Genomic DNA, 22,163 nt, shown 5'->3' with positions numbered 1-22,163 from the left:
CGTCGCTGACGGCATAATCGACGAATTCTCTTTCTTTGGCATTCTCCTCATTGCCGGAAAAATTGAAGAGTCCGTTATGCCAATGTCGAAAAAAACGTTGGCAAAAGAATCTCCGGCATCCCCGGAAGAGTGCTAAGTTCCGTTGGAAGGCGTGTGATTGATCGATCAGGCACAACCGGCGAATTCGTCGCGATGTGTCTGGCCGGGTGAAAAGCCACGCGAAGCCGTCTTCGACCCCTCCTCGGGAACGGCATTCGGGATCGACGGGCCAAATCGTGAATCAGCGGGATCGTGTGTCGCACGGTTCCGATCCTCGACCCCGGATGGCGGCCGAGAGGGACGGACCAAACAACCAGAGTTTTGCATCCAGAGAAGGCAGCCATGAAACAGAAAAACTTGATTATGCTCGGCGTCGCGATGGCCTGCGGCCTCATCGCCGCCATTGCCGTCGCCCAATTGTCCGCGGGTTCCGGCAAGGGGCCCGAGACCGGCAAGGCGCTGGTCGCCAAGAAAGACATTCCGCTCAACACAAAGCTGGATGAGAAGGAACTGGACAACTGGATTGCCTGGGCGGAGATGCCCAAGACGATGATCCCGCCGGACGCGGTGGTTGACATCGAGGCCCTGAAGAACAAGGAAGTGAACCGGACGCTGAAGGCTGGAAACGTCGTCACGGTCACGGACTTGGGCGTCTCGGCCGGGATCGCCCTGCCGGACGGTTGCAAGCAAATCACCATCAAGTCATCCCAGGTGGACGCCGTGGCCGGCTTCGCCCGGCCGGGGTCCAAGGTGGACGTGATGTATGTGGAACGGCTGCCCTCCGGAAAGTCCCGGTCGGCCGTGATCCTGCGGGACATGCTGATCCTCGCGGTGAACACCGTTGACCAACTGAAGGAAGGGACCGGCCGGGCCATCACCCAAGTGGAATCGGTTTCCCTGGCCGTGACCGACAAGCAGGCCAACCTGCTGGCCCTCGCCGAAGAACGCGGCCGGTTGAAGATGGTTCTCCGCGGCAGCGGTCAGATCGAAAAGACGAAGGATGGCAGCGAGAAGATTGAATGGCTGGACGACCCCTTCGCCGGGGACGTGGGCCTGTCGCCGGTGCCGACCGTGGCCATTGAAAAAGGCGAAAGCATTGTTTTCGCCCGCAAGGCCGTGCCGGTCAACACACTGATTAACGCCGACAACATTGGCGAATACTTTGGAACGCTGGAAGTGAAGGTGGTGCCGGAAGGGGCTTACAAGTCGGCCGAGGATCTCAAGGGTCTGTATGTGGTGCGCGCGCTCGAACCGGGCCAAAACCTGTTGAAGGCCGCCATCTCCAAGGAGCCGGCGGAGATCATTGAAACGCCCGGCGCCCCGCCGGTCGTGAAGGTTCCGGAAAAGATCAAGCTGCCCCGGTTCGACCAGGTGATCCAGGCGGGCGGGCAGTCGAAGCGAGTCGTGTGGCTGGAGACGGCCCCCGGCAAGTGGAGACGGTTTGAAAGCGACAAGGATGCGGACGACTACACGCCGGAAACCCCGGCGAAGCCCGAAGCGAATTCGACCGAAGAGAACAAGCCGGCCGGGGACGCCAAGCCGGTTGGGTCGTGAGTGAGACGGATCGGTAAAAGGGACGGGTTTCGCAGCCAGCGAAATCCGACCCATGACAGTCCTGGCTAACGAGGTGAACGGATGCACCCGACGATGATTTTGAAGCGAGCGCGGACCGTCATGGCCGTGATCGCCCTGGGGGGGGCGGGAATCGCCTTCCCGGCGCAGGCCCAAGAGCGACCCGCTCAACCGGCTCCCATGGCGATTTTCGACAAAAACGGATCCGTCATCATCTCCATCGGCGGGCAGTCCCGCTTCCAGATGAGGACAAAAAGGCCGATCAAGGAAGCGTTTAACGAGAACGACAAAATCGTTCAAGTGCTCGCGGACGCCAGCGACCCGTCCACGCTGATCTTGATCGGGCGGGTGCCCGGCACCAGCCGGCTGGACCTGACGGACGGGAACGGCGGCAAGGAAAGTTACCTGATCGTCGTCGATTCCGAAGACGAGGCTCTTCGGAAGAAGGCGATCGACGAGCTTCGAGAACTCATCCGAAAGACGGTTCCGACCGCTTCGGTGGAAATCACGCCGATCTTGAGGCCCGCCGCTCGGGCGACGGGATCGACGGCCCCGGACGATCAGAACACTCAGGGCAATCGCCAAGGCCAAAATCGTAGCCTCGGGACGATCGTGATCTCCGGATACGCGGCCCAAGAAGGCGACCGGGATACGATTCAAAATCTGGCGAGTGCCGTGGGCCTGACGGTCGCGGTGAACAATGTGACGGTCGGCGGCGGCGGCAATGTCCCGCACGTGCAGCTTGATCTCACGCTCGCCAAGGTGGACCGGACGCGGGCGAGAAGCCGCGGCGCCAACTTGATTTTCAGCGGAAGCACCTTTTCCGCAGGAAGTTTGCTCGGCGGGCTGACCTCCCTTCAAGGGGGCTCCAGTTCGACAGCCTCGGCGATGACCGCCGGTGTCGGCGTGCTGGCCTCCCCGGCCACGGCGGCGGCGACATCGAGCGCCAACCTGATCGGCGGGATCATCCCGAGCAACATTCAATTGCTGCTCGCGGCCCTGAAGACCGAGGGCCTGGCCAAATTGGTGGCCGCCCCGACGGTGGTGGCCCGCAGCGGGGAAGAGGCTCAATTGCTGGTCGGCGGGCAGGTTCCCGTGATCGGCGCTGCCGCCGGCATCACCGGCCCCGGCGTGACCTACCGGCCCGTTGGAACCGAACTCCGGTTCACGCCTATTGTTTATGGCAACGGGAAGATTCACCTGACGGTGGAACCCCGCGTGACCTCGGTGAACAACACCCAGGCGCTGACGACAAGCTTCGGCACCTCGCCCGCCTTCGACGAACAACGCATGACGACCTCTGTTGTCTGCGAGCCGGGGCAGACGATCGCCATCGGCGGATTGATCCAGACGAACAGTCAGGGAACGGTGACCAAGATTCCGGGGCTGGGCGACATCCCATACTTGGGCTGGGCCTTCAGCTATGCGACACAGACCGACGAGGAAATCGAACTGGTGATCTTGGTGACGCCCCGGTTGATCGACCCGTCCGATTCAAGCCAGATGCCGAAGCCCCTGCCGGGTTCGGAAACGCGGAAGCCGGATGATTTTGAGTTCTATCTTGAAACCATTCTGGAAGCTCCCCGCGGACAACGACAGATTTGGGACGGTGTTCATTACAAGGCGGCGTGGAAGAGTTCGCCGACGTCCTCGACCTACCCGTGCATTGGCGGGAATTGCGGCACCCCGGCGGGCAACTGTGCCACCGGAAATTGTGCCGCCCCGGTGACGGGAACGGTTGTCAGCCCCGCCCCGGTGCGAACTCTGCCGACGCTGGACCCCGGAACGCCGGTGAATGTCATCCCGCCGAGCAATCCGGCTCCGGTGCCGATGTTGAAGACGACGCCCGCGAGCCTGCCGCCCTTGTCGGATCTGACCTCCCCGGCGGACATCCCGATCCCGCCGGCCGGGAAGGTGACTCTGGCCGAACCGACGATTTCCGCCCCCGGACGGGCAATGGTCAGTTCGCCGGTGAAGTGATGATTGATCGGGTTTCCCGGCGGGTTTGGCCCAAACCCGCCGGGCGGCCACGTTTTGAAAGCCTTTTGGTGACACCATGCATCGCATCGCGATTGTTGATCCGAACGAGGCCAGCCGTGAATCCCTCCGCACCATGTTGCTGGGGGTTGATTTCGTCTGGCTTGAGGCGGAATGCGCCCGGTACGAATACTTTTTTGACGTGGTTCAGCAGTCCACGCCGGATCTCGCCATCGTGGCCCTGGACGGCGACAAACCCAAGGCTCTGGCCATGATCGGCCAGCTCGGGGCGGAATACCCCAAGCTGTCGATCATCACCATCAGCTCGGACAGCACGGTCCTCCTCCAGTCGCTCCAGCTCGGGGCGAAACACTTCCTCACCGATCCGCCTTCGCTGGAGGCGATGGTCACCACCCTCCGCAAAGCCCTCCACGAAGTGCCGGGAACAGCCGAACGGCCCGGCCTGCCCAATGCCCAGAAGGCCAACGGCCAGATTATCAGCGTGCTCGGCTCGCGCGGCGGCATCGGTTGCACCAGCATTGCGGTGAACCTGGCGGCCGCCCTCGCCTCCTGGCCGGAAAACAACGTCGCCCTGATCGACCTTGACCTGGCGATGGGGGACGCGGACATCGCGGTGGAACTGCCGGGCAACGACAACATCAGCATGGGCGACCTGGCCCGAAACATTGAACGACTGGACATGAACTACCTCCGGCGGGCACTGGTCAAACACCCCGACACCGGATTGTCCATCCTTCGCCATCCGCTTGAATTGCACGAAATTTCCGGCATCCATGAGGGACACATCGAGCGCATCCTCAACTTGGTGAAGATGAGCTACACCCACCTGATCGCGGACTTGAGCAAGGGCCTGCTCCCCACGGACCTGATGTCCCTGCGGATGTCAAGCACCATCCTGCTCGTCTGCCAGTTGGAACTCAGCAGCCTGCGCAACGTCGTCCGATTGATCCACTCCCTGAGCATGGAAGGGGATCTGGGCGACCGCATCCGCGTGGTGGTGAACCGCACCGGCTCCGAGCACATGGAGGACGGCATCACCGTGAAGAAAGCCGAGGAGGTCATCGGCAAGCCGATCTTCTGGCAGATTCCGAACGACTCCAAGGCGATGATCGGCTCCCGCGTGGCCGGCATGCCTCTCATCAAACATTCTCCAAAATCCCGCGCTCACCAAAGTGTGCTAGGCTTGGCGCAGGCGTTGACGGGACGAACCCCCGTCGCCGAGGCCGCGAAGAAGCGGGGATGGTTTGGAAGCTGAGCGTTGAGCCAGACATCAAGCCAGGACGACTGTGCGTTTGAACAGTGACGAATCGCCGGGCTGAACCCGGTTTAGCTCATGGCTCGCGGCCCAAAGCCCGGAGCCAGCCCGCAAGGGCCAGACCTTCACCAAGAGTTTCAACGATGTCGCGTTTGCAACAAGGGCTTTCCAAGCTCAACAACATGAACGGGTCGAGCGTCCGGGGGCTGAGCGTCAGCAACAACGGACAATCGGCGGCCGGCACGAAGAACTTCGAGGAACTGAAAAAGCAGATCCACGCGAAGCTCGTCGAACGGCTCGACTTCTCCCGCGTGAAGGACCTGACCTCCGAGGCACTGCGGCGAGACATCCGTCGCGTCATCGAACATCTTTGCGACACCGAAAACCCGCTGCTCAACCGGATGGAGCGGGAAAAACTCATCGAGGAAATCCTCGACGAAACACTCGGCTTCGGCCCCCTCGAACCGCTCCTGAAGGACCCGACCATCTCGGACATCCTCGTGAACGGCCCCAAGAAAATTTACGTTGAGCGTCGCGGGAAGCTCGAAAAGACCGAAGTGGTCTTCCGCGACAACGACCATCTTCTCCAGATCATCGACCGCATCGTCTCCAAGATCGGCCGGCGGGTGGATGAAACCAGCCCGTTGTGCGACGCCCGGTTGCCGGACGGCTCCCGTGTGAACGCGGTCATCCCCCCCATCGCCCTCGACGGGGCTTCCTTGAGCATCCGGCGTTTCGGCGCCACGCCGCTGAAGCTCGAAGACTTGTTGAACTACAAGGCGTTCAGCCCCGAGATGGCGATGCTGCTGGAGGCCTGCATCAAGGCCCGGCTGAACGTCATCATCTCCGGCGGGACGGGTTGCGGAAAAACGACGCTGCTCAACACGCTTTCCAGCTTCATCCCGCACGACGAACGGGTCGTGACCATCGAAGACGCGGCCGAACTTCAGCTTCAACAAGACCACGTCGTGCGGTTGGAAACCCGGCCGCCGAACATTGAAGGCAAGGGCGCCGTGCTGACCCGCGACTTGGTGAAGAACGCCCTGCGGATGCGGCCCGAACGAATCATCATCGGAGAGTGTCGCGGCGGCGAAACGCTCGACATGCTCCAGGCCATGAACACCGGCCACGGCGGCTCGATGACCACGCTGCACGCCAACAGTGTGCGGGACGGCATGTCCCGCCTCGAAACCATGATCATGATGGCCGGCTTTGAACTTCCCATGAAGGCCATGCGGCAACAGATCGCCTCGGCCGTGGACTTGGTGATCCAGGCGAACCGCCTTCAGGGCGGCCCCCGGAAAATCACCAGCATCACGGAAGTGATGAACATGGAACAAGACGTCATCATCATGCAGGAAATCTTCCGCTTCAAGCAATTGGGCGTGGATCAAAACGGCCGGGCCTACGGCCAGTTCGAGGCCACCGGCGTCCGGCCGACCTTCGTGAACCGGCTGGAAACCAAGGGCGTCAAGCTGCCCGCGAACATGTTCACCGAACGAGTGCTGCTGCGGGATTGATTGAAGGGCTTTGAGCCATGAGCCGTGAGCCATGAGCAAAGCCAGGACGGGCATTGAACAGTGACAAAAACACGCCGTGGCTGGTTTGGCTCACGGCTCATGGCTCATAGCCGGCCCGCAGGGCCCTCAAGAGTTGCATCATGAATCCGTACATGTTGGGCTTTCTGGCCTTTGTCGGCGTGACCAGCGTGGTCGCGATCGTCGGCTTTGTGCTGTCCAAGTTTTATGGCGGCGACGGGGCCGCGAGCGAACGCTTGGAAGCCATCGTCGGCCGGTCGAATCGCAAGGCCGATTCGTCCACGGATCTCATGATCAAACAGGCTCTTCAAGAAGTGGGCAAGGCCAATCTGCTCGAAAAATTGACACCGGAATTTTTCAAGGTGTCCAAGATGTTCGAGCAGGCCGACCTCAAGATGCAGCCCAGCGTCCTGTTCGGCATCGCCATGGCCTTCGGCTTCGTCGGGGCGATGATCAGCACCGTGATGGTGAACATCTACGCCTCCCCGATCGGCGGCCTCATCATGTTCGGCCTGCCGTTCATGTGGCTGTGGTTTAAGCGGGCCTCGCGGCTCAAGAAATTCGCCGCCCAACTGCCGGAGGCGATGGAACTCGTCGCCCGCGCCTTGCGGGCCGGTCACTCGCTGGCCTCGGGTTTCCATGTGGTGGCCCACGAAATGCCCGAGCCGATCAGCAAGGAGTTTGCCCGCGTCTATGAGGAACAAAACCTCGGGATGACGATGGAAGACTCCCTGCAAAACCTGTGCGACCGCGTGCCGAACCTGGACCTTCGGTTCTTCGTCACCAGCGTGAACATCCAACGGCAAACCGGGGGTGACCTGGCCGAAATCCTCGACCGGATCGGCCACATCATCCGGGAGCGCTTCAAGATTCTCGGCCAGGTGAAGGCCCTGACGGCGGAAGGCCGGCTCTCCGGGATCGTGCTGATCGCCATGCCGATCGGCCTGTTCCTGATGATGCTCCACATGAAGCCCGACTACATCGAGTTGCTGTGGACGGACAAACTGGGCCAGCAGATGAGCGGCGGGGCCATCATCCTCATGCTTATCGGCTCTTATGCGATCAAGAAGATTGTGGACATCAAGGTTTAAGGGCTTTGAGCCATGAGCCGGAAAAACAAAGACGGACGGCGCCAGTCGATCAGTGACGTAAATTGCCGGGCGGTGACGTGATTTGCTCACGGCTCACGGCTCATAGCTCATAGCCGGCCCGCAAGGGCCTCCGAGACCTCACCATGATTCCCCTGTTTGCCTTCTCCATCACGGAACTGACTCCGATCATCGTCTTCGGGGCGATTGTCGTCGGGGCGTGGGCGTTGATGACTGTCCTTTCCAAGCGGTCCAACATCGCCGTGGACCGGCTCGACCGGCTCAGCCGGCCCCAGTCGGCCGGAAACATGGATGACATGGATGACCGTCGGCAGCGCTTCAGCGGGCTGAAGGACGCCATCGCCCAGATTGGCGGGGCAATGGAAGGCCAGTCCGATCTTGAAAAGAACAAACTTAAACTCAAGCTGGTGAACGGCGGGTTCCGAAGCGACAACGCCCCGATGATCTATCAGGGGTTGCGGGTGCTGAGCCTCGCCATCTTCCTGATCCCGTCGGCCGGGGTGATGCTGTACACATCCGGCTTTACCCAAAAAGCCCTGATTTACATCGTGATCTGCGGATCGCTCGGCTTCTATCTGCCTCAGGTTACCCTGCACCTGATCGTCTCCGGACGGCAGAAGAAAATCTTCCTGTCAATGCCGGACGCGCTGGACTTGCTGGTGGTCTGCGTCGAATCCGGGCTGGGTCTTGACGCCGCCATGAGAAAAATCACGGAGGAAATGGGGGAACATGCGAAAACAATCTCGGAAGAGTTTGAACTGGCCAACATGCAATTGCAAATGGGCCGGCCGCGCCGGGAAGTGTTGCACGAACTCGGCGTGCGAACCGGCGTGGACGACATGAAGGCGCTGGCCGCGATCCTGATCCAAGCCGACCGGTTCGGCTCCAGCATTGCCCAGGCTCTCCGGGTTCAATCCGACTCCATGCGGACGCGGCGGCGGCAAATTGCGGAAGAGAAGGCGGCAAAAACGGCTGTGCAACTGATTTTTCCCCTCGTCTTGTTTATTTTCCCCGCAATCTTCGTGGTTTTGGTGGGCCCCGCGTCGATTCAAATCTCGAAGGGTCTGCTGAAAGGCGGATAATCCGCTGGTTTCAAGCTGAAGAACCGACGGATCTTTGGCCGAAGACCAGAAACCAGTGGTCTCAGTTCCAAGGAGGGAACGATGAACCGGATGATCAAGGGAATGTTGTGCGGGGTGATGGGTCTCGGCGCGGCTGCCTCCTCGGGATGCATGCACGGAGGGGACAAGGGAAGCGTGTATGAATGCGTGGCCGACCCGTGCTGGCCGGACCGCTACGCCTCCCAGGCTCGGGAGCGGCAGGTGGCCCAGTTTGAACCCCAGGTGATGAACGGGCATATTCTGGATCAGACGATCTGGAACATGCATTTCGACGCGGGATCGGACCGGATCAACGCCGCCGGGATGGACAAGCTGGATCAACTGGCCCGACGACGGCCGGCCCCGGACCCGGTGATTTATCTGCAAACCACGCGGGACATCCCGTATGACGCCGAGAAGCCCTCGGACTATGTGACCAAGCGGGGCGACCTGGATTCCAAGCGGGTGGTCGCCATCCAGAAATATATGTCCTCGACCCTGAGCGGCCGGTCGCCGTCCACGATCAACGTCGAGATTCACGACCCGGCTTATCCGGGCATCAATGGCGCCGCCCCGCGACTGGTCGTGCCCTCGCCGAAGCAGCGGATCTCGATTGGCGCCGTGGGCGGGCCGGTTTCCACTCCGGGCGGCTCGGGAGCGGGAGTCGGAGCGTATGGCGCCCCGATCCCTTCATCGGGTCCGGGCGGGGCGCCGACGGGCACTCCCGGCGCCGGTGGTTCCTCGGCTCCTGGCATGTGATTGAAATGGGGAAGCGAGGGGCGCCGTTTGGCTGTCCCCCCGTTTCCCTTGGTTTGGCTGACACCCTTGACGGGCAACGTGGTGCATCATGTTTCGCTACCTGAGTTTGTTCACGGCTTTTCTCTGGCTTCTCCTTCCCACGCCGTCTTACGCGTCGGGATTCTGGTACGGCTTCAAAAAATACTGGGCGGGATTCCTTGCCGACCAAGACGGCGTCGTGATGACGGTCATCATCCTCGGCATCGTCGGGGTTCTGATTATTTCCTCCGGCAAATGGAAGAAGTGACCGAAAAAGAACGCCTCGCTTCCCCGTCAGCCTGCCATTCAAATTGGGCCAATGGCCCGTTTCTCACACTCTAATTAATGCAAAATCAAGCAACAACATTTGCAAATGAATTCAAGAGCCCCACTGCGTCAGCGGTGGGGGTGGCCGTCACACACTGAAAACACCCCCACCGCTCACGCAGTGGGGCTCTTGATGATCTCACACAAAATATCTGTTGATTTTGCATTAATCAACTTTTGGGACGAACTCGCTGTGAAGCCGCGACACGAAGGCTTTGTGCGATCTTACCCAAGTCCTTAACTCACTCTCTTCGGCAACAATCTCCAGACTCGCTCCGTCGTGCAAAGCCTTCGCGTCGCGGCTTCACAGCTCACTTCCCAACATGCGAAATTTCCCCGCCCAATCTTCATGAATTCATCAATCAGACGCCCATTTCTCGATTGACAAATTATGAAGGACGGTTATAAGCCTCGCGAGTCTCGACGGAATGTCTGTGCATGGGGGAAACATCGCACGGGCGCTTGGTCGGGATGAAACACCAAAGTTGACCAGACATGCCGGACGCGACCACCACGGTGGAGTCGTTGAAGGAAGCAATTCGCTCCTTCGCGACCCAACGCCACTGGGAACCGTACCACTCGCCGAAGAATCTTTGCATGGCCATCGCCAGCGAAGTCGGCGAGTTGTGCGATCATTTCCGCTGGCTCACCGCCGAGGAGTCGTATGCCGTGTGCCAGAGCCCGGAGAGCCGGGAGGCCATCGCGGATGAACTGGCGGATGTCTGCAACTTGGTGATGCTGTTCGGCGTGCATTCGGGCATCGACATCAGCGACGCGGTTGCCCGCAAGCTGGTGAAGAACGCGGTGAAATACCCGCCGCCCGCCGGTTGAACAGCAGGGGTACAAGGGGGACGACTCGCCACGGAGTGCAACGACGCATTTCGCTTCCGGGGGGAAGCACGGCGGGTCGCGTTCGGATTCAAGGATGAAGGGGGAAGGGGACCATGCGACGACTTCACCTGGCCACGCTGGCCGCGGGCGTGATTGCCGTGCTGGGGATCAGTCTCGTCAGTGTGACGGCCCAACCGGCGCCATCGCCGTATGGCGGGAAGGCCGCCGCCCCGCAGGGTCCGGACATCCTGCCGATGACGTTTAGCAAGGCGCAATCCACGCCGAGCCGTCCGAGCGCCGTGGGGGTGCCCGCGAAGCCCGGCCCGGAACTTCTCATGGGCGACCTCGATCCCGTGGTGCCGCCCCCGCCGCCGCTCGAAGGGGCGCCCACCAAAATCGACCCCTCCTTGCTTGAGCTTCCGATGCCGGAAATCAAACCCGCCATCCCCAAGCCGCCCGGCCTCGACACGCCGCCGAAACCGGAACCCGCCTCGCTGCCGGTTCCGGCCCCGATCAAGGCTCCCGAATTAACGCCGCCCGCCCCGAAGCCGCCCGAGGTGAAACCCGCCGTGTCGGAACCGGCGCCCTTTGAACTCCGGCCCGTGGTTCCCGCGAAGCCGCCGACGCCGGTGAGGACTGAACCGCCCGTCGAACCGGCTGGCCCCGTCAATCCGGCGCCGAATTCTTCACCGCAAGGGCTGCCGGGCAATCGCATCATGGCCGGTGTGAGCATCGAAACCGTCACGCCGGAATCGGCCGGATTAGGCAAGGATACCAGCTACGAAATTGTGGTGAAGAACAACGGCCCGGTGCCCGTCACGGGGGTGCGTGTCGAGGAAGAACTTCCGGTTGGCACTCGTTATCTCGGCGGCGAGCCGATGGCCGATGTTTCCCTCAACACACTGCGCTATTCCCTGGGCGATCTGGCTGTCAACGGCGAGAAGCGCCTCAGGGTAAATGTGAAGCCGACGGGGGAAGACGATTTCAAAACTTCTCCCAAAGTCACCCACACCGCAGCGACGAACAACGTCATCAAGATCACCCGGCCGAAACTGGCCGCGAGCATCACCGGCCCGGAGGCGGTGCTGTTCGGCGACAAAGTCTCCTTCAACATTCAGGTGAAGAACGAGGGAACCGGCGCCGCCAGCAAGGTGAAGATTCACATTTTGCTGCCCGCCGGGTTGCAACATGCCGCCCAGAAAATGGGAACGGCCGTCGAGGCGGAATTGCCCAGCCTTGCCGCCGGGGAGACGCGATCTGTGGAACTGCACACAATAGCCGTGAAACCGGGGATGCAAACTTGCGAGCTGATGGTCGCCGGGGAATCGTGCAAAGCAAGCGTGACCAAGTGCAATGTGATGGTGCAACAACCGCTGCTGGAGTTGAGAGTGGTCAACCCCGGCCGGGCGATGGTGCGGGGCGAACCGACCTTCACGCTGGAGATCACCAATCCCGGCAATGCGATCACGCCGGGCACGCTGGCCGCCGCCTCCTTCCCGGAAGGATTGGAATTTGTCTCCGCCAGCGACGCCGGCAACTACGAACCGGGCACGCGGACGGTGACTTGGAACTTTGGGCCGCTGGCCGCCGGAGGCAAGAAGCTTGTAACGCTTAAACTGCGGGCTTCCGTCGCCGGGAGACTGGCGGTGCGGGCAATTGCCCAATCGACCATCATGAAGTCGTTGAAGGCCGAAGGGGAGTCCGTGGTGCAGGTGGAGGGCGTCCCGGCGCTGAACTTTGAAGTGGTGAACCTCGACAACCCGGCCGAGGTGAACAAGGAAGTGACCTACGAGATTCGGATCTTCAATCAGGGGACTTGTCCGCTGACGAACATCCGGCTGGCGTCCGCGTTCTCCGAGGGCCTGGCCATCACTTCGGTGACCGGCCCGGTGAAGCACAGTTCGGCCGGCCAGACGGTCACGTTTGAGGCCATCCCGCGGCTGGCCGTGAAGGCCGACGTGGTGTTGCGGATCAAGGCGAAGGGTCTGACGCAAGGGGATCTGCGTTGCAAAGTGCAACTCTCCTGCGACCAGCTCAAGCAGCCGGTGGTGAAGGAAGAAAGCACCGTGTTTTACTCGAACTAAGAACGGGCGGAAAGAATGAACGGTCGAGGACCAGAGTACTCCGCACGCTCCGCGTGCGGTCGGGGCTTGCCCTGTGGCCGGACGATGAAACGGGTCAAAGTCCCGTCCGCACGCGGAGCGTGCGGAGTACTCTGGTCCCAGACCGATTCATTCTTTTCACTTGCTCTGAGTTTTTCTCGGTGTTCGGAATGGAAATGCGGAGTCGAAGACGGTCGATTTGCCGGTCCGAAGGGCCGGTGAATCCGGCCCGGTCGCGAGGGCCGGGCGAACGAAAACCCGCCGATTTCCGGCCTTTTTGGCCGAAAAACCATCCGGCGGGGGCCGCGAAACGCGGTGGAAATGTTTTGGATTTTGATTCGCCTGCTCGCGTTCTGAATTGTAATGATCGTTGCTCTTGAGCGCGGGGAAATCTGCTGGTATGATTCGTCCTCCGTGGAACCGGATACTCCGGCCGACTGGCGGACGAACCGATCGAAGTGGCTGAAATATCACGGAAAAACGGACGGCACGGGGGCCACGAGGCCTTGTCCAGGGATGGCGTGCCGATCAGTGGGAGGAGTCCGTCGAATGAACAATACGGTTCGCTTGCCAATCAAGGACCGGCTTCGCGTTCACATCCGCTGGATGATCCGGCGGGACATGGCCGAAGTCTTGGAGATCGAACGCACCAGTTTCGATTTTTCGTGGACGGAGGATGATTTCCTCCGCTGTCTGCGTCAGCGAAACTGCATCGGCATGGTGGCCGAGCATAACGATCGCGTGGTCGGGTTTATGATTTACGAACTCCACAAGTCGAAGCTGCATGTGCTGAACTTTGCGGTGGACCCGGCTCATCGCCGCCTCGGCATCGGCACGCAAATGGCGATGAAACTGGTCGGAAAGCTCTCCAGCCATCGTCGCACCAAAATCACGCTGGCGGTGCGGGAGTCCAATCTTCCGGCCCAGCAGTTCTTCCGCTCGCAGGCGTTCAACGCTACGAAAGTTCTGCGAAGTTACTACGAAGACTCCGGCGAAGATGCCTACTTGATGAACTTCCGCCTCGACGATCTGGTTGACGATGACGACGACGACACCGCGCCGAACCGCATCGCCGCCCAATACGAAGAAAGCTGATCGAAGACCAAAAGGCATCAACCACAAAGGCACAAAGATCACGCGAAGATTCACAAAGAAGACCAAAGAGATTTCTTTTTCTTGGTTTTCTCTGCGAAACTTTGTGTGATCTTTGTGCCTTTGTGGTTGATGCCTTTTGGTTTTACCCTCCCCGACTTGCTAAAATGAATCGATGATTGCGAAGTCCACACGGGCGAAGGTGTTTTTGGTCGGGGCCGGGCCGGGCGATCCGGGGTTACTCACCCTCCGGGCGGTCGAGTGTCTGCAACAGGCCGACTTCGTTCTCTACGATTATCTCACCTCCACGCGCATCCTTGATTACGCCCCCGCCCATGCCGAACGGCTGTGCGTGGACGAGCTTCCCGGCGAACATCCGCAGCGCTGGCCGCACATTCATCAACGAATCATCGAGGAAGCCAGCAAAGGCCGTTGCGTCGTCCACCTAAAGGGGGGCGATCCGCTCATCTTCGGCCGGGGGGGCGAGGAAGCCGCCGGATTGCGCGAGGCGGGCATCCCCTACGAAATTGTGCCGGGCGTGACGGCCGCCTTCGCGGCCGGGGCCTACTCGGAAATCCCGCTGACACACCGGGCTTATGCCAGCGCCATCGCCATCGTCACCGGGCACGAGCATCCGGGGAAGACCAGCACGCGGATCGATTGGGCCGCCCTCTCGAAGTTTCCCGGCACGCTGGCGGTCTACATGGCCGTCGGCCGGCTCGGGTTGATCGCCCGCGAACTCATCAACCAAGGCAAGCCCGCCGACACGTCCGTGGCCCTCGTTCACCGGGCCAGCACCGGGGAACAACAGATTCTCATGGGAACCCTCGGCACCATCGACGATCAGATTCGCCTCGCGGGGATGACCAGCCCCTCGCTGGTCATCATCGGCCAGGTGGTCGATCTCAAACCGGCGGTCTCGTGGTTCGAGGCCCGGCCGCTGTTGGGCTTGCGGGTGTTGGTCACCCGGCCGTCAAAACAGGCCAAAACCCTCACCCGGCAATTGGAACTGGACGGGGCGGTGCCTTACTCGCTCCCGGTGATCGAGGCCGAGGCCCCCGCCGACTGGTCGGGCGTTGATGTCGCCGTCTCGCAACTGGAGGCCGGTCGGTTTTCGTGGATCGTGTTCACCAGCGCCAACGGAGTCCAGTTCTTCTTTCAGCGGTTGAAGGAAGTGGGAAAGGACGCCCGCGTGCTGGGCGGGACAAAGATCGCCGTGATCGGCCCCTCCACGGCCGAGGCCCTCGCGGAATACCACCTTGTCGCCGATTTGATTCCGTCAGCCGGGATGAATTCGGAAACACTGGCCGCCGAACTGGCCGAGCGAGTTCGCGGCCAGCGGGTCTTGCTCGCCCAGGCGGCCGAGGCAAGGGAATTGCTGCGGCAACAACTCTCCGCCGTGGCGATGGTGGAAACCGTGGAAGCCTACCGGCAAACCCCCGCAATCATCGAGAACCGGGACGTGTTCGACCGGCTTCGTCGCGGCGAAATCCATGTCGTCACCCTGACCAGCCCGAACATCGCCAAGGCCTTTCTCGCCGCGTGCGACAACACCATTCGCGGCCGCTTCCAACGCGGCCAAATCACGCTGGTGGCCAACAGCCTTCGCCTAAAGCAATGGCTCGCCGAGCAGAATTTCCCGGCCGAAGTGACCAGCGATCCCACCAACGCCGGACTGATGGCCAAACTGCGGGAATTGAAATTGCGACGTGATGTCGGGGACTGATTCGGTAGTTCCTGGCGATTGACGGCGCCGGTTCAGCCGGGATGGCGAGCGATTTTGGACTCGGGTATACTACACCTCATCTTCCACCGAGGTTCGCCGTGCCGCCAACACTTCGAGAACTTGGTCTTGATGCCCTCAGCCCCGAAGACCGTTTTGCGCTGGCTCAGGCTCTGTGGGACAGTGTCCATGATTCACTGGAACAAGAATCAATCACCCCGGAGGTTCAAGCAGAGTTGGAGCGACGGGCCGCCTTGTCGGATGCCGATCCATCCCGTGGCGTCGCTTGGGAGAAAGTCCGTCGGCGGTTGGGATTGCTGACGTAAGCATTTTTTATGGGAGCCGATTCGGCCCCCAAACCCGTCTCAATCAAGCGGAAGCGATTCTCCCGTGGAACGGGTTCCGAACGCCGTCCACGCATCCACGTTCACCGACTCTCGGACAAAGCGCACCGAGCCGTCGACGAGGCAAACGTTGACGCCGCCGGTGTGGCGGCTAGTCGGGGCGGCGGCGTATTGGCCGTAGGCTCCGGGACGCCAGCAGGGGGTGTTAGGCGGGAGGATGTGGTTATACAGGCCGCGCCACATCGAGCCTTCGCTCCACGGGTAGCCGCGACCTTTCCAACCCCCTCCGGCAAGACCGGCGGTTTTCCAGTCCATCGCCTGGAACGCGGCGCGGGCCGTCGGAATGGTGGTGGCGGTCACCGACGCGGGGGTCTCGAAACAGTCGGACAATTTGTCCGTGCCGCTGGCCTGATAATTACATCCTTCCGAAATGGCGGCGGTGTTCGAGGTGCCGTCCGTGATGTCGGCGATGCGGGTTTCCGTCGCCACGGCCGTCGGCGAACTCTCGGACGACACGGCCATGCCAAACACGCCATCCCAATTGTTGATCCGGTCCCAACTGCCGCCGTTGTAGCGGTAATTGGAATACCCGTAATCCGTCGCCGCGCCTTTTTCAGTGTCCGAAGGGCAAAGGAAGGCGGCCGGTTTGTTGGCGGTGTAAGTGGTCCAGGCGGCGGCCGTGTTGGGGTTGCCGACTTGGGAATAAATATTGTCCTGCTCCAGGTATGGCAGCAAGAAAACATTCGGCCCCACATAAGCGGCGGCGGTCGCCCCGATGGGAAACTTCTCGTTGGCTCCATGATAATTCTGCAAAGCCAGACCGAGTTGTTTGAGGTTGTTCGTGCATTTCATCCGGTTGGCGGCCTCGCGGATTTTCTGCACGGCCGGCAACAACAGGCCAATCAGGATGGCGATGATCGCCATCACCACCAGCAGTTCGATGAGCGTGAAACCCCGACGACGTGAATCAAAACGACAATTCATCAGACAATCTCCCGAGAAAGGGAACCAGATGGATGGAATGCAGGCACATCAGGCCGGGGAGAGCGACGTCAGGCGGGGGTGGAAGACGCCGGTTTTTGGAGAGGAAACGGCTCGGATCATTATGAGGCAATCATGCGATCCTAACAGAACATACGCATTCGCCCAGAGGGAAAGGCCGCCAATTTTTGGAAACCATGTGTTTTGTTCCACGAGCGGCTTTTTTCGCCCGAACCAAGGGCATGAATTGCAATCACCGGAGGCACAAACGTCTATTCGCCAACAATTTTGGTGGTCAACAACGCATCAGTACAATAACATATGAAACAGACGCATCAGCAAAACAAAGCTTGTTAATTCGTTGATTCAATGCCGCCAACGAACGCTTGAATCCTCTGCTCAACGAACAATTTTTCAACCATCAAATCGATTGCTTCAAAAACAGGCATCGATGCGCCTGTCGAAGGCGTCATCTTGGGAAGCCATTACCTGTTAGATATTTTTAATCGTTACACAACACATTTGAAAATAGCCATTTACGTCAACACTGATGGCGACATCTCGTGTTCGGACCAATGATGGCATCCGGGGTGCGTAAGGGGTCACACCCACCGTGTCCCTTTGTTCGGGATGCTTTTTCTCATCTTCATTTGGTGCCCGGAGACTTCATGACTTTCCCCCCCGGCCGCAAGCGTCGCGGCTTCACGTTGATTGAACTGTTGGTGGTGATCGCCATCATCGCGATTTTGATCGGGCTGCTGCTTCCGGCCGTCCAAAAGATTCGCGAAGCCGCCAACCGGATGAAGTGTTCCAACAACCTCAAGCAGCTCGGACTGGCCCTGCACAACTACGAGAGTTCCTACGGTTGCTTCCCGATGGGGCACAAGACCGAAGTGGCGGGCGTGCCTCACCGCCGCGAGTGCTGGTTCCAACTCATTCTGCCGTACATGGAGCAGGACAATCTGTTCAAGCTCTATCAAGCGGACACCACGGATTATGTCTTCTACATCCCCACGACCATCACCGCGGTGATCGTCCCCACGTTGGTTTGCCCGTCCGATCCCAATGGTCCGGGCAAGGGGGCCAATGGCACCACGACCGGCTTTCAAACAAACTACGGCCTGAGCGCCGGCGGGATGACGTGGTCTGGTTCCACCCCCACCCAAAAGGACATTGGCGCCGGTGATCCGGGCGGCATGTTTTATCTGGACTCGACCACCACCTTTGGCGCCATCACGGACGGCGCCTCCAACACCCTGATGGCTTCCGAAAGCATCATCCGGACCAGCACCTCCGCCTGTTGGGGCGAACTGGGCGGCGTCTGGGGCGGCGCCCCGCACGGGGCCTATGGATTCTCAAGTTTTGAACTGCCGAACACCACGGTGGCCGACCAGGTGTATTCCTGCAAATCGACCACCTGGCCGGGCGCTCCCTGCGTGAGCCTCAACGGAACGGCCACCCGGTGGAACTTTGCCCGCAGCAAGCACACCGGCGGCGTGAACGCGGCAATGGGCGACGGCTCCATCCGGTTCTTCAAGAACACGATGGACCGCTACACCTGGCAGACGCTCGGAACCCGCGCGGATGGCTTGGTGTCTTCCGTCAACTGATCGGTTTCGATTTCACAATGACCCCGCCTCATCCCCGTCATCAGACGGAGGTGAGGCGGTTCTATTTCCAAGGATCTTTTTGATGACGCATGTTTCGATTGGCCGGACGATGTCGCGCCCGGTGATGGGGTTGTTGCTGGCGGTCGGAATCTTCCTGCCGGGTTGCGACGGGGGCAGCGGTCCCAAACTCAACAAGGTGACCGGACACGTCAAGTTTGAAAACGAGCCGGTTGCGGAGGGACGAATTAACTTCCGGGCGGCCGACGGCAAAGGCGCCACTTATTCCGGGGCGATCACCGGTGGGAAATACACGGCCGACTGCGAGGCGGGTTCCTACAAGGTGGAAATCATGGCCTCCCGCAAGACGGGCAAGTTCACCAACACGGTCGAGGGAAAAAACGAAGTCGAGGAAATGTACATTCCCGCGAAATACAATTCCCAAACCACCCTGACCAAGGAAGTGCCCAAGGGGGGCGGCGAAATAAATTTCGACCTGACCAAGTAAGGCCGGTTGTCGCGGCCAGCCCCATGATGCCGCCACTCTTTCCCGATATGCCCGTCCGGCTTCCCATGCCGGACGCGGACGTGACCTTTTTCCCGGCATTCTTCAATGCCGTCGAATCCGAAGATTTCCTCCGCCGGTTGACCGCCGAGATTCCGTGGCGGCAGGTTTCCATCCGGCTTTACGGCAAGACGATTCCAGTTCCCCGTCTCACGTCGTGGCATGGCGATGCGGGAACCGGTTACGCCTATTCCCATGTCGAACTGATTCCCGAACCGTGGACCCCGGCCCTGTCGGAGATCCGCGAACGATTGCTGGCGCCGGACGGCCTGCCGTTCAACAGCGTGTTGCTGAATTACTACCGCGACGGATCGGACGGCGTGAGCTGGCACAGCGACGACGAACCGGAACTCGGCCCGGCGCCGGTGATTGCCTCCGTGAGTTTTGGGGCCGTCCGGCGGTTCCAATTCCGGCATCGCGTTCGCCGAACCGAGAAAACGGCCATCGACCTGACGGCCGGGAGTTGTTTGCTGATGCGCGGCGAGACCCAACGACATTGGCAGCATCAAATCCCGAAAACCAAGAAGCCTTGTGGTCCGCGAATCAATTTGACTTTTCGGAGAATTGAGACAAACAATCGACCGTGAGACGGTCGGTGGCGAAATGAAACCTGACGGGAGAAACTTATTTCACATCCTGCCAGGCGTTGAACCCCAAATACGCGGTGGTGCCGGCGGCCAGAATGGCCCCGATGTCGGCGACCATATACGGCCCGCCACCGAAAGGCTTGCCGATAATCAGGTCCATGAGGCACAGGATTAGCGTCAGGCCGGCGACGATCATGGCTCCGAGACACATCCACTTCTGCATCATCGGCCTCGCAGACAAACGGGGGTTTCCCGCCGGGAATTATCGGATGGGTTTTCGTTTGGGAATTGTAGTGGACGACTCTTGTGCCGCAACGGGTTCATCGGGAACATGATGGGGATTTTTCGCCATCCGGGCGCGATACGACCCGCACAAGACGCCCGCCGGACGTTTTTCGGGGGCCAAGACCGCCCTTCGGGCCGCCTAAGTCACCCACAAAAGTGAACACATTGGACAGCCTAAAAAGAAAGAAACCTCCGGCGTTCTCATCTTTGATTCCCGATAATCTCGCGTTTAAGGCGGCTCGGCGGGCGGTCGGGAAATCCGAAACTTGGGAAGCGAGGTTCTCCTTCGGTTCCTGAGTCGTGTAAAATGATTTCAATGGGTAATGAGACGGGTTGGGAATCGAGACCTTCATGGGGAAATTGACATATCCGTCGGAACCGGACTGGGCCGTCCCGTGGGCGGACTTGGACCCGTTCCCGTGGATGCAGGATTTGAAGGGCTGCCCGCAGAACCCCGACCGCCACGCGGAGGGGGATGTGTGGATTCATGTGCATATGGTGTGCGAGGCGATGGCCGCGCTGCCCGCCTGGCGCGCCCTGCCCGAGCATGACCGCCAGACAATGTTTCAAGCCGCCCTGTTGCACGACGTGGCCAAACCCGCCTGCACGCGCCGGGAGGCCGACGGCCGCTGGTCCTCGCGCGGGCATTCGTGGCGGGGGGCGATCCGCGCCCGGCATATTCTCTGGCGGCTGGGCGTGCCGTTTCACGACCGGGAGGCCGTGTGCGCCATCGTCCGGCATCACTTGGTGCCGTTCTTCCTGACGGACAGCGAAAACCCGGAGCGAATGGCCATCGAAGTCAGCCAGACTGCCCGGTGTGACTGGCTGGCGATCATGGCCGAGTCCGATGCCCGCGGCCGCATCTGCCCCGACCCGGATCAGCTTCTCTCACAAGTCCGGCATTTCCGGGAAAAGGCCGAAGAACTTGGCTGCCTGGACCGGCCGTACCAATTTCCGAGCGACCATCAACGTTATCTGTTCTTCCGGGAACCGCACCGTCATAACGGCGCCACGACACCGCCGGAGGATTTTCGCACCCGCGTGGTGGTCATGAGCGGCCTGCCGGGGGCAGGGAAGGATTATTGGGCCGAACAGCATCTCCCCGACTGGCCGGTCATCAGTCTGGACGTGATCCGGCAGGAAATGGGCATCCCGCCACAGGACGCCCAAGGGGATGTGGTCAACCGCGCCCGGGAAATTGCCCGCGATTTCCTGCGGGCCGGCCGGGACTTTGTGTGGAACGCCCAGAATCTCAGCCGACAGGTCCGGTCCGATTGCTTGCGGCTGTTTCACGATTACCATGCCCACGTCCGGCTGGTGTATGTGGAGGCGCCGCCGGATCGGCTGTTCCAGCAGAACCGCTCCCGCCGTCGCAAGGTTCCGGAAAAAGTGATCGAGCGAATGCTGGACCGCTGGGAAGTCCCCGACCGCACGGAAGCCCATGTGGTCGAGTATGTGGTCTGATCCGGCCGGTTTTGTCGTTCGTCAGATTCTCCGAGAATCTTGTTGCGGGGCAATTGGACGAATGTTAATCTGACCATCGGCCCGCTGTCGGGAGTTGACCTTTTGGGCGAGGGTTGGCGAACGCGGCGGGCCACTTCTGTTCGCGGACATTTCTTTTCCGCAACCTTGCAACCAATCTGAAGAAAACGGAGCGGATTTTTCTTGATCCTGTCGGGGAGGACATGCTAATTTAATCCCACGCACTTCTCCGGTCCCGGTGGGAATGCGAGTCTCCTGCCGGGACCTTCTTTTTTTTACTCTCCCGATTTCTCTCTCTCTCCCTACTCTCCCGATGAAGTACCGTCCCCGCAAAGCCTGGACCTCGGCGGAGCTTGCCCTGTTGGGCAAGGCCACCGACGAGTCAATCGCCGCCAAAATCGACCGTTGCAAGTCGGTGGTGCGCGAGAAACGCCGGTCGATCGGCATCGCCGTTTACAAGGCCCCGGCGCCCCCGCCTCCGGAGAAGGTCCGCAAGTTGCTGGGAACCGCCTCGGACCCGGCGCTGGCGGACAAGCTCCGCATCAGCCGGGACCGCATCACCACCTGGCGGCGGCAACTCGGCATCCCCCCGTTCCGCAAACACCGCCCCCGCGACGGCGACGCGGCCCGGCTGGCCGAGTTCAAAAAACTCCGCAAAGCCGGCTGGACCTACCCGCAGATCGCCGCCAAGCACGGCCTCTCCCGGCAACGAGTCCACCAGATTCTCTCCGGCCGTGACGAACGCCGCCGGGCGGGCGGGTGAGCTTCCGGCGACTTCCGCCGGTTGGCGTGGCGGTTGATTGGGTGATGGCTTGATGCAAAATCAAGCAGCAGCATTTGCAAATGAAT

Annotated in this window: 20 protein-coding genes; 18 read left to right on the top strand and 2 right to left on the bottom strand. The window is 60.7% G+C overall.

Annotation, left to right across the window (positions count from 1 at the left end):
- Nucleotides 1–381: 381 nt before the first annotated feature.
- The 13 genes from cpaB (at nt 382) to BGIM_RS50255 (ending at nt 15,789) form a co-directional block, all read left to right on the top strand.
- A complete protein-coding gene (cpaB, locus tag BGIM_RS0113645) occupies nt 382–1,593 on the top strand; it encodes a Flp pilus assembly protein CpaB (protein WP_020470324.1) in 1,212 nt (403 codons plus the stop codon).
- 81 nt (nt 1,594–1,674) lie between these two features.
- Nucleotides 1,675–3,591: a hypothetical protein gene (locus BGIM_RS0113640; protein WP_020470323.1), complete on the top strand. Its 1,917-nt coding sequence runs from the start codon at nt 1,675–1,677 to the stop codon at nt 3,589–3,591.
- A 76-nt stretch (nt 3,592–3,667) separates the two neighbouring features.
- The gene (locus BGIM_RS0113635; protein WP_020470322.1) at nt 3,668–4,864 is read left to right on the top strand and encodes an AAA family ATPase; all 1,197 of its coding nucleotides are present in this window, start codon (nt 3,668–3,670) and stop codon (nt 4,862–4,864) included.
- A 143-nt stretch (nt 4,865–5,007) separates the two neighbouring features.
- Nucleotides 5,008–6,384: a CpaF family protein gene (locus BGIM_RS0113630; RefSeq protein WP_020470321.1), complete on the top strand. Its 1,377-nt coding sequence runs from the start codon at nt 5,008–5,010 to the stop codon at nt 6,382–6,384.
- A gap of 140 nt (nt 6,385–6,524) precedes the next feature.
- Nucleotides 6,525–7,493 carry a type II secretion system F family protein gene (locus tag BGIM_RS0113625; protein ID WP_020470320.1) on the top strand — a complete coding sequence of 323 codons (969 nt, stop codon included), beginning with the start codon at nt 6,525–6,527 and terminating at the stop codon, nt 7,491–7,493.
- Nucleotides 7,494–7,636: 143 nt separating this feature from the next.
- A complete protein-coding gene (locus BGIM_RS0113620) occupies nt 7,637–8,593 on the top strand; it encodes a type II secretion system F family protein (RefSeq protein ID WP_020470319.1) in 957 nt (318 codons plus the stop codon).
- Nucleotides 8,594–8,674: 81 nt separating this feature from the next.
- Nucleotides 8,675–9,370, top strand: a complete 696-nt coding sequence (locus BGIM_RS0113615; RefSeq protein WP_020470318.1) for a hypothetical protein — start codon at nt 8,675–8,677, stop codon at nt 9,368–9,370.
- 88 nt (nt 9,371–9,458) lie between these two features.
- Nucleotides 9,459–9,656 (top strand): hypothetical protein, encoded by a 198-nt coding sequence (locus BGIM_RS0113610; RefSeq protein WP_020470317.1) that lies wholly within the window; start codon nt 9,459–9,461, stop codon nt 9,654–9,656.
- Between the two features lie 554 nt (nt 9,657–10,210).
- The gene (locus BGIM_RS0113605) at nt 10,211–10,546 is read left to right on the top strand and encodes a MazG-like family protein (protein WP_020470316.1); all 336 of its coding nucleotides are present in this window, start codon (nt 10,211–10,213) and stop codon (nt 10,544–10,546) included.
- A gap of 113 nt (nt 10,547–10,659) precedes the next feature.
- A complete protein-coding gene (locus tag BGIM_RS0113600; RefSeq protein WP_020470315.1) occupies nt 10,660–12,630 on the top strand; it encodes a CARDB domain-containing protein in 1,971 nt (656 codons plus the stop codon).
- Nucleotides 12,631–13,197: 567 nt separating this feature from the next.
- A complete protein-coding gene (rimI, locus tag BGIM_RS0113590) occupies nt 13,198–13,743 on the top strand; it encodes a ribosomal protein S18-alanine N-acetyltransferase (protein WP_020470313.1) in 546 nt (181 codons plus the stop codon).
- Nucleotides 13,744–13,915: 172 nt separating this feature from the next.
- Nucleotides 13,916–15,466 carry a uroporphyrinogen-III C-methyltransferase gene (gene cobA, locus BGIM_RS0113585; protein WP_020470312.1) on the top strand — a complete coding sequence of 517 codons (1,551 nt, stop codon included), beginning with the start codon at nt 13,916–13,918 and terminating at the stop codon, nt 15,464–15,466.
- Nucleotides 15,467–15,564: 98 nt separating this feature from the next.
- Entirely contained in the window at nt 15,565–15,789 is a 225-nt protein-coding gene (locus BGIM_RS50255; protein ID WP_020470311.1) for an addiction module protein, read from the top strand.
- Between the two features lie 39 nt (nt 15,790–15,828).
- On the opposite strand, the gene BGIM_RS0113575 is transcribed toward BGIM_RS50255, so the two are convergent.
- Nucleotides 15,829–16,791: a DUF1559 domain-containing protein gene (locus BGIM_RS0113575; RefSeq protein ID WP_020470310.1), complete on the bottom strand. Its 963-nt coding sequence runs from the start codon at nt 16,789–16,791 to the stop codon at nt 15,829–15,831.
- 665 nt (nt 16,792–17,456) lie between these two features.
- Between BGIM_RS0113575 and BGIM_RS0113565 the strand changes: the two genes are divergently transcribed.
- The 3 genes from BGIM_RS0113565 to BGIM_RS0113555 all read left to right on the top strand — a co-directional run bounded on the left by BGIM_RS0113565 (nt 17,457) and on the right by BGIM_RS0113555 (nt 19,547).
- Complete coding sequence (locus BGIM_RS0113565) at nt 17,457–18,398, top strand: DUF1559 domain-containing protein (protein WP_020470308.1); 942 nt, start codon at nt 17,457–17,459, stop codon at nt 18,396–18,398.
- An 82-nt stretch (nt 18,399–18,480) separates the two neighbouring features.
- Nucleotides 18,481–18,903 carry a hypothetical protein gene (locus BGIM_RS0113560; RefSeq protein WP_020470307.1) on the top strand — a complete coding sequence of 141 codons (423 nt, stop codon included), beginning with the start codon at nt 18,481–18,483 and terminating at the stop codon, nt 18,901–18,903.
- A 23-nt stretch (nt 18,904–18,926) separates the two neighbouring features.
- Entirely contained in the window at nt 18,927–19,547 is a 621-nt protein-coding gene (locus tag BGIM_RS0113555; protein WP_020470306.1) for an alpha-ketoglutarate-dependent dioxygenase AlkB family protein, read from the top strand.
- 37 nt (nt 19,548–19,584) lie between these two features.
- Here the strand turns inward: BGIM_RS0113555 and BGIM_RS0113550 are convergent, their stop codons facing one another.
- Nucleotides 19,585–19,773, bottom strand: coding sequence for a hypothetical protein (locus BGIM_RS0113550; protein ID WP_020470305.1), 189 nt, complete (start codon nt 19,771–19,773; stop codon nt 19,585–19,587).
- Nucleotides 19,774–20,183: 410 nt separating this feature from the next.
- On the opposite strand from BGIM_RS0113550, the gene BGIM_RS0113540 reads away from it, so the two are divergent.
- Both BGIM_RS0113540 and BGIM_RS0113535 read left to right on the top strand, forming a co-directional pair.
- Nucleotides 20,184–21,296 carry an AAA family ATPase gene (locus tag BGIM_RS0113540; protein WP_020470303.1) on the top strand — a complete coding sequence of 371 codons (1,113 nt, stop codon included), beginning with the start codon at nt 20,184–20,186 and terminating at the stop codon, nt 21,294–21,296.
- A gap of 331 nt (nt 21,297–21,627) precedes the next feature.
- Nucleotides 21,628–22,077 carry a helix-turn-helix domain-containing protein gene (locus BGIM_RS0113535; protein WP_020470302.1) on the top strand — a complete coding sequence of 150 codons (450 nt, stop codon included), beginning with the start codon at nt 21,628–21,630 and terminating at the stop codon, nt 22,075–22,077.
- Nucleotides 22,078–22,163 lie beyond the last annotated feature (86 nt).

The sequence above is a fragment of the Zavarzinella formosa DSM 19928 genome (assembly GCF_000255705.1).
Taxonomy (GTDB): domain Bacteria; phylum Planctomycetota; class Planctomycetia; order Gemmatales; family Gemmataceae; genus Zavarzinella; species Zavarzinella formosa.
The sequence above is the reverse complement of the archived record's forward strand: the minus strand, read 5'-3'. Positions and strand labels throughout refer to the sequence as shown.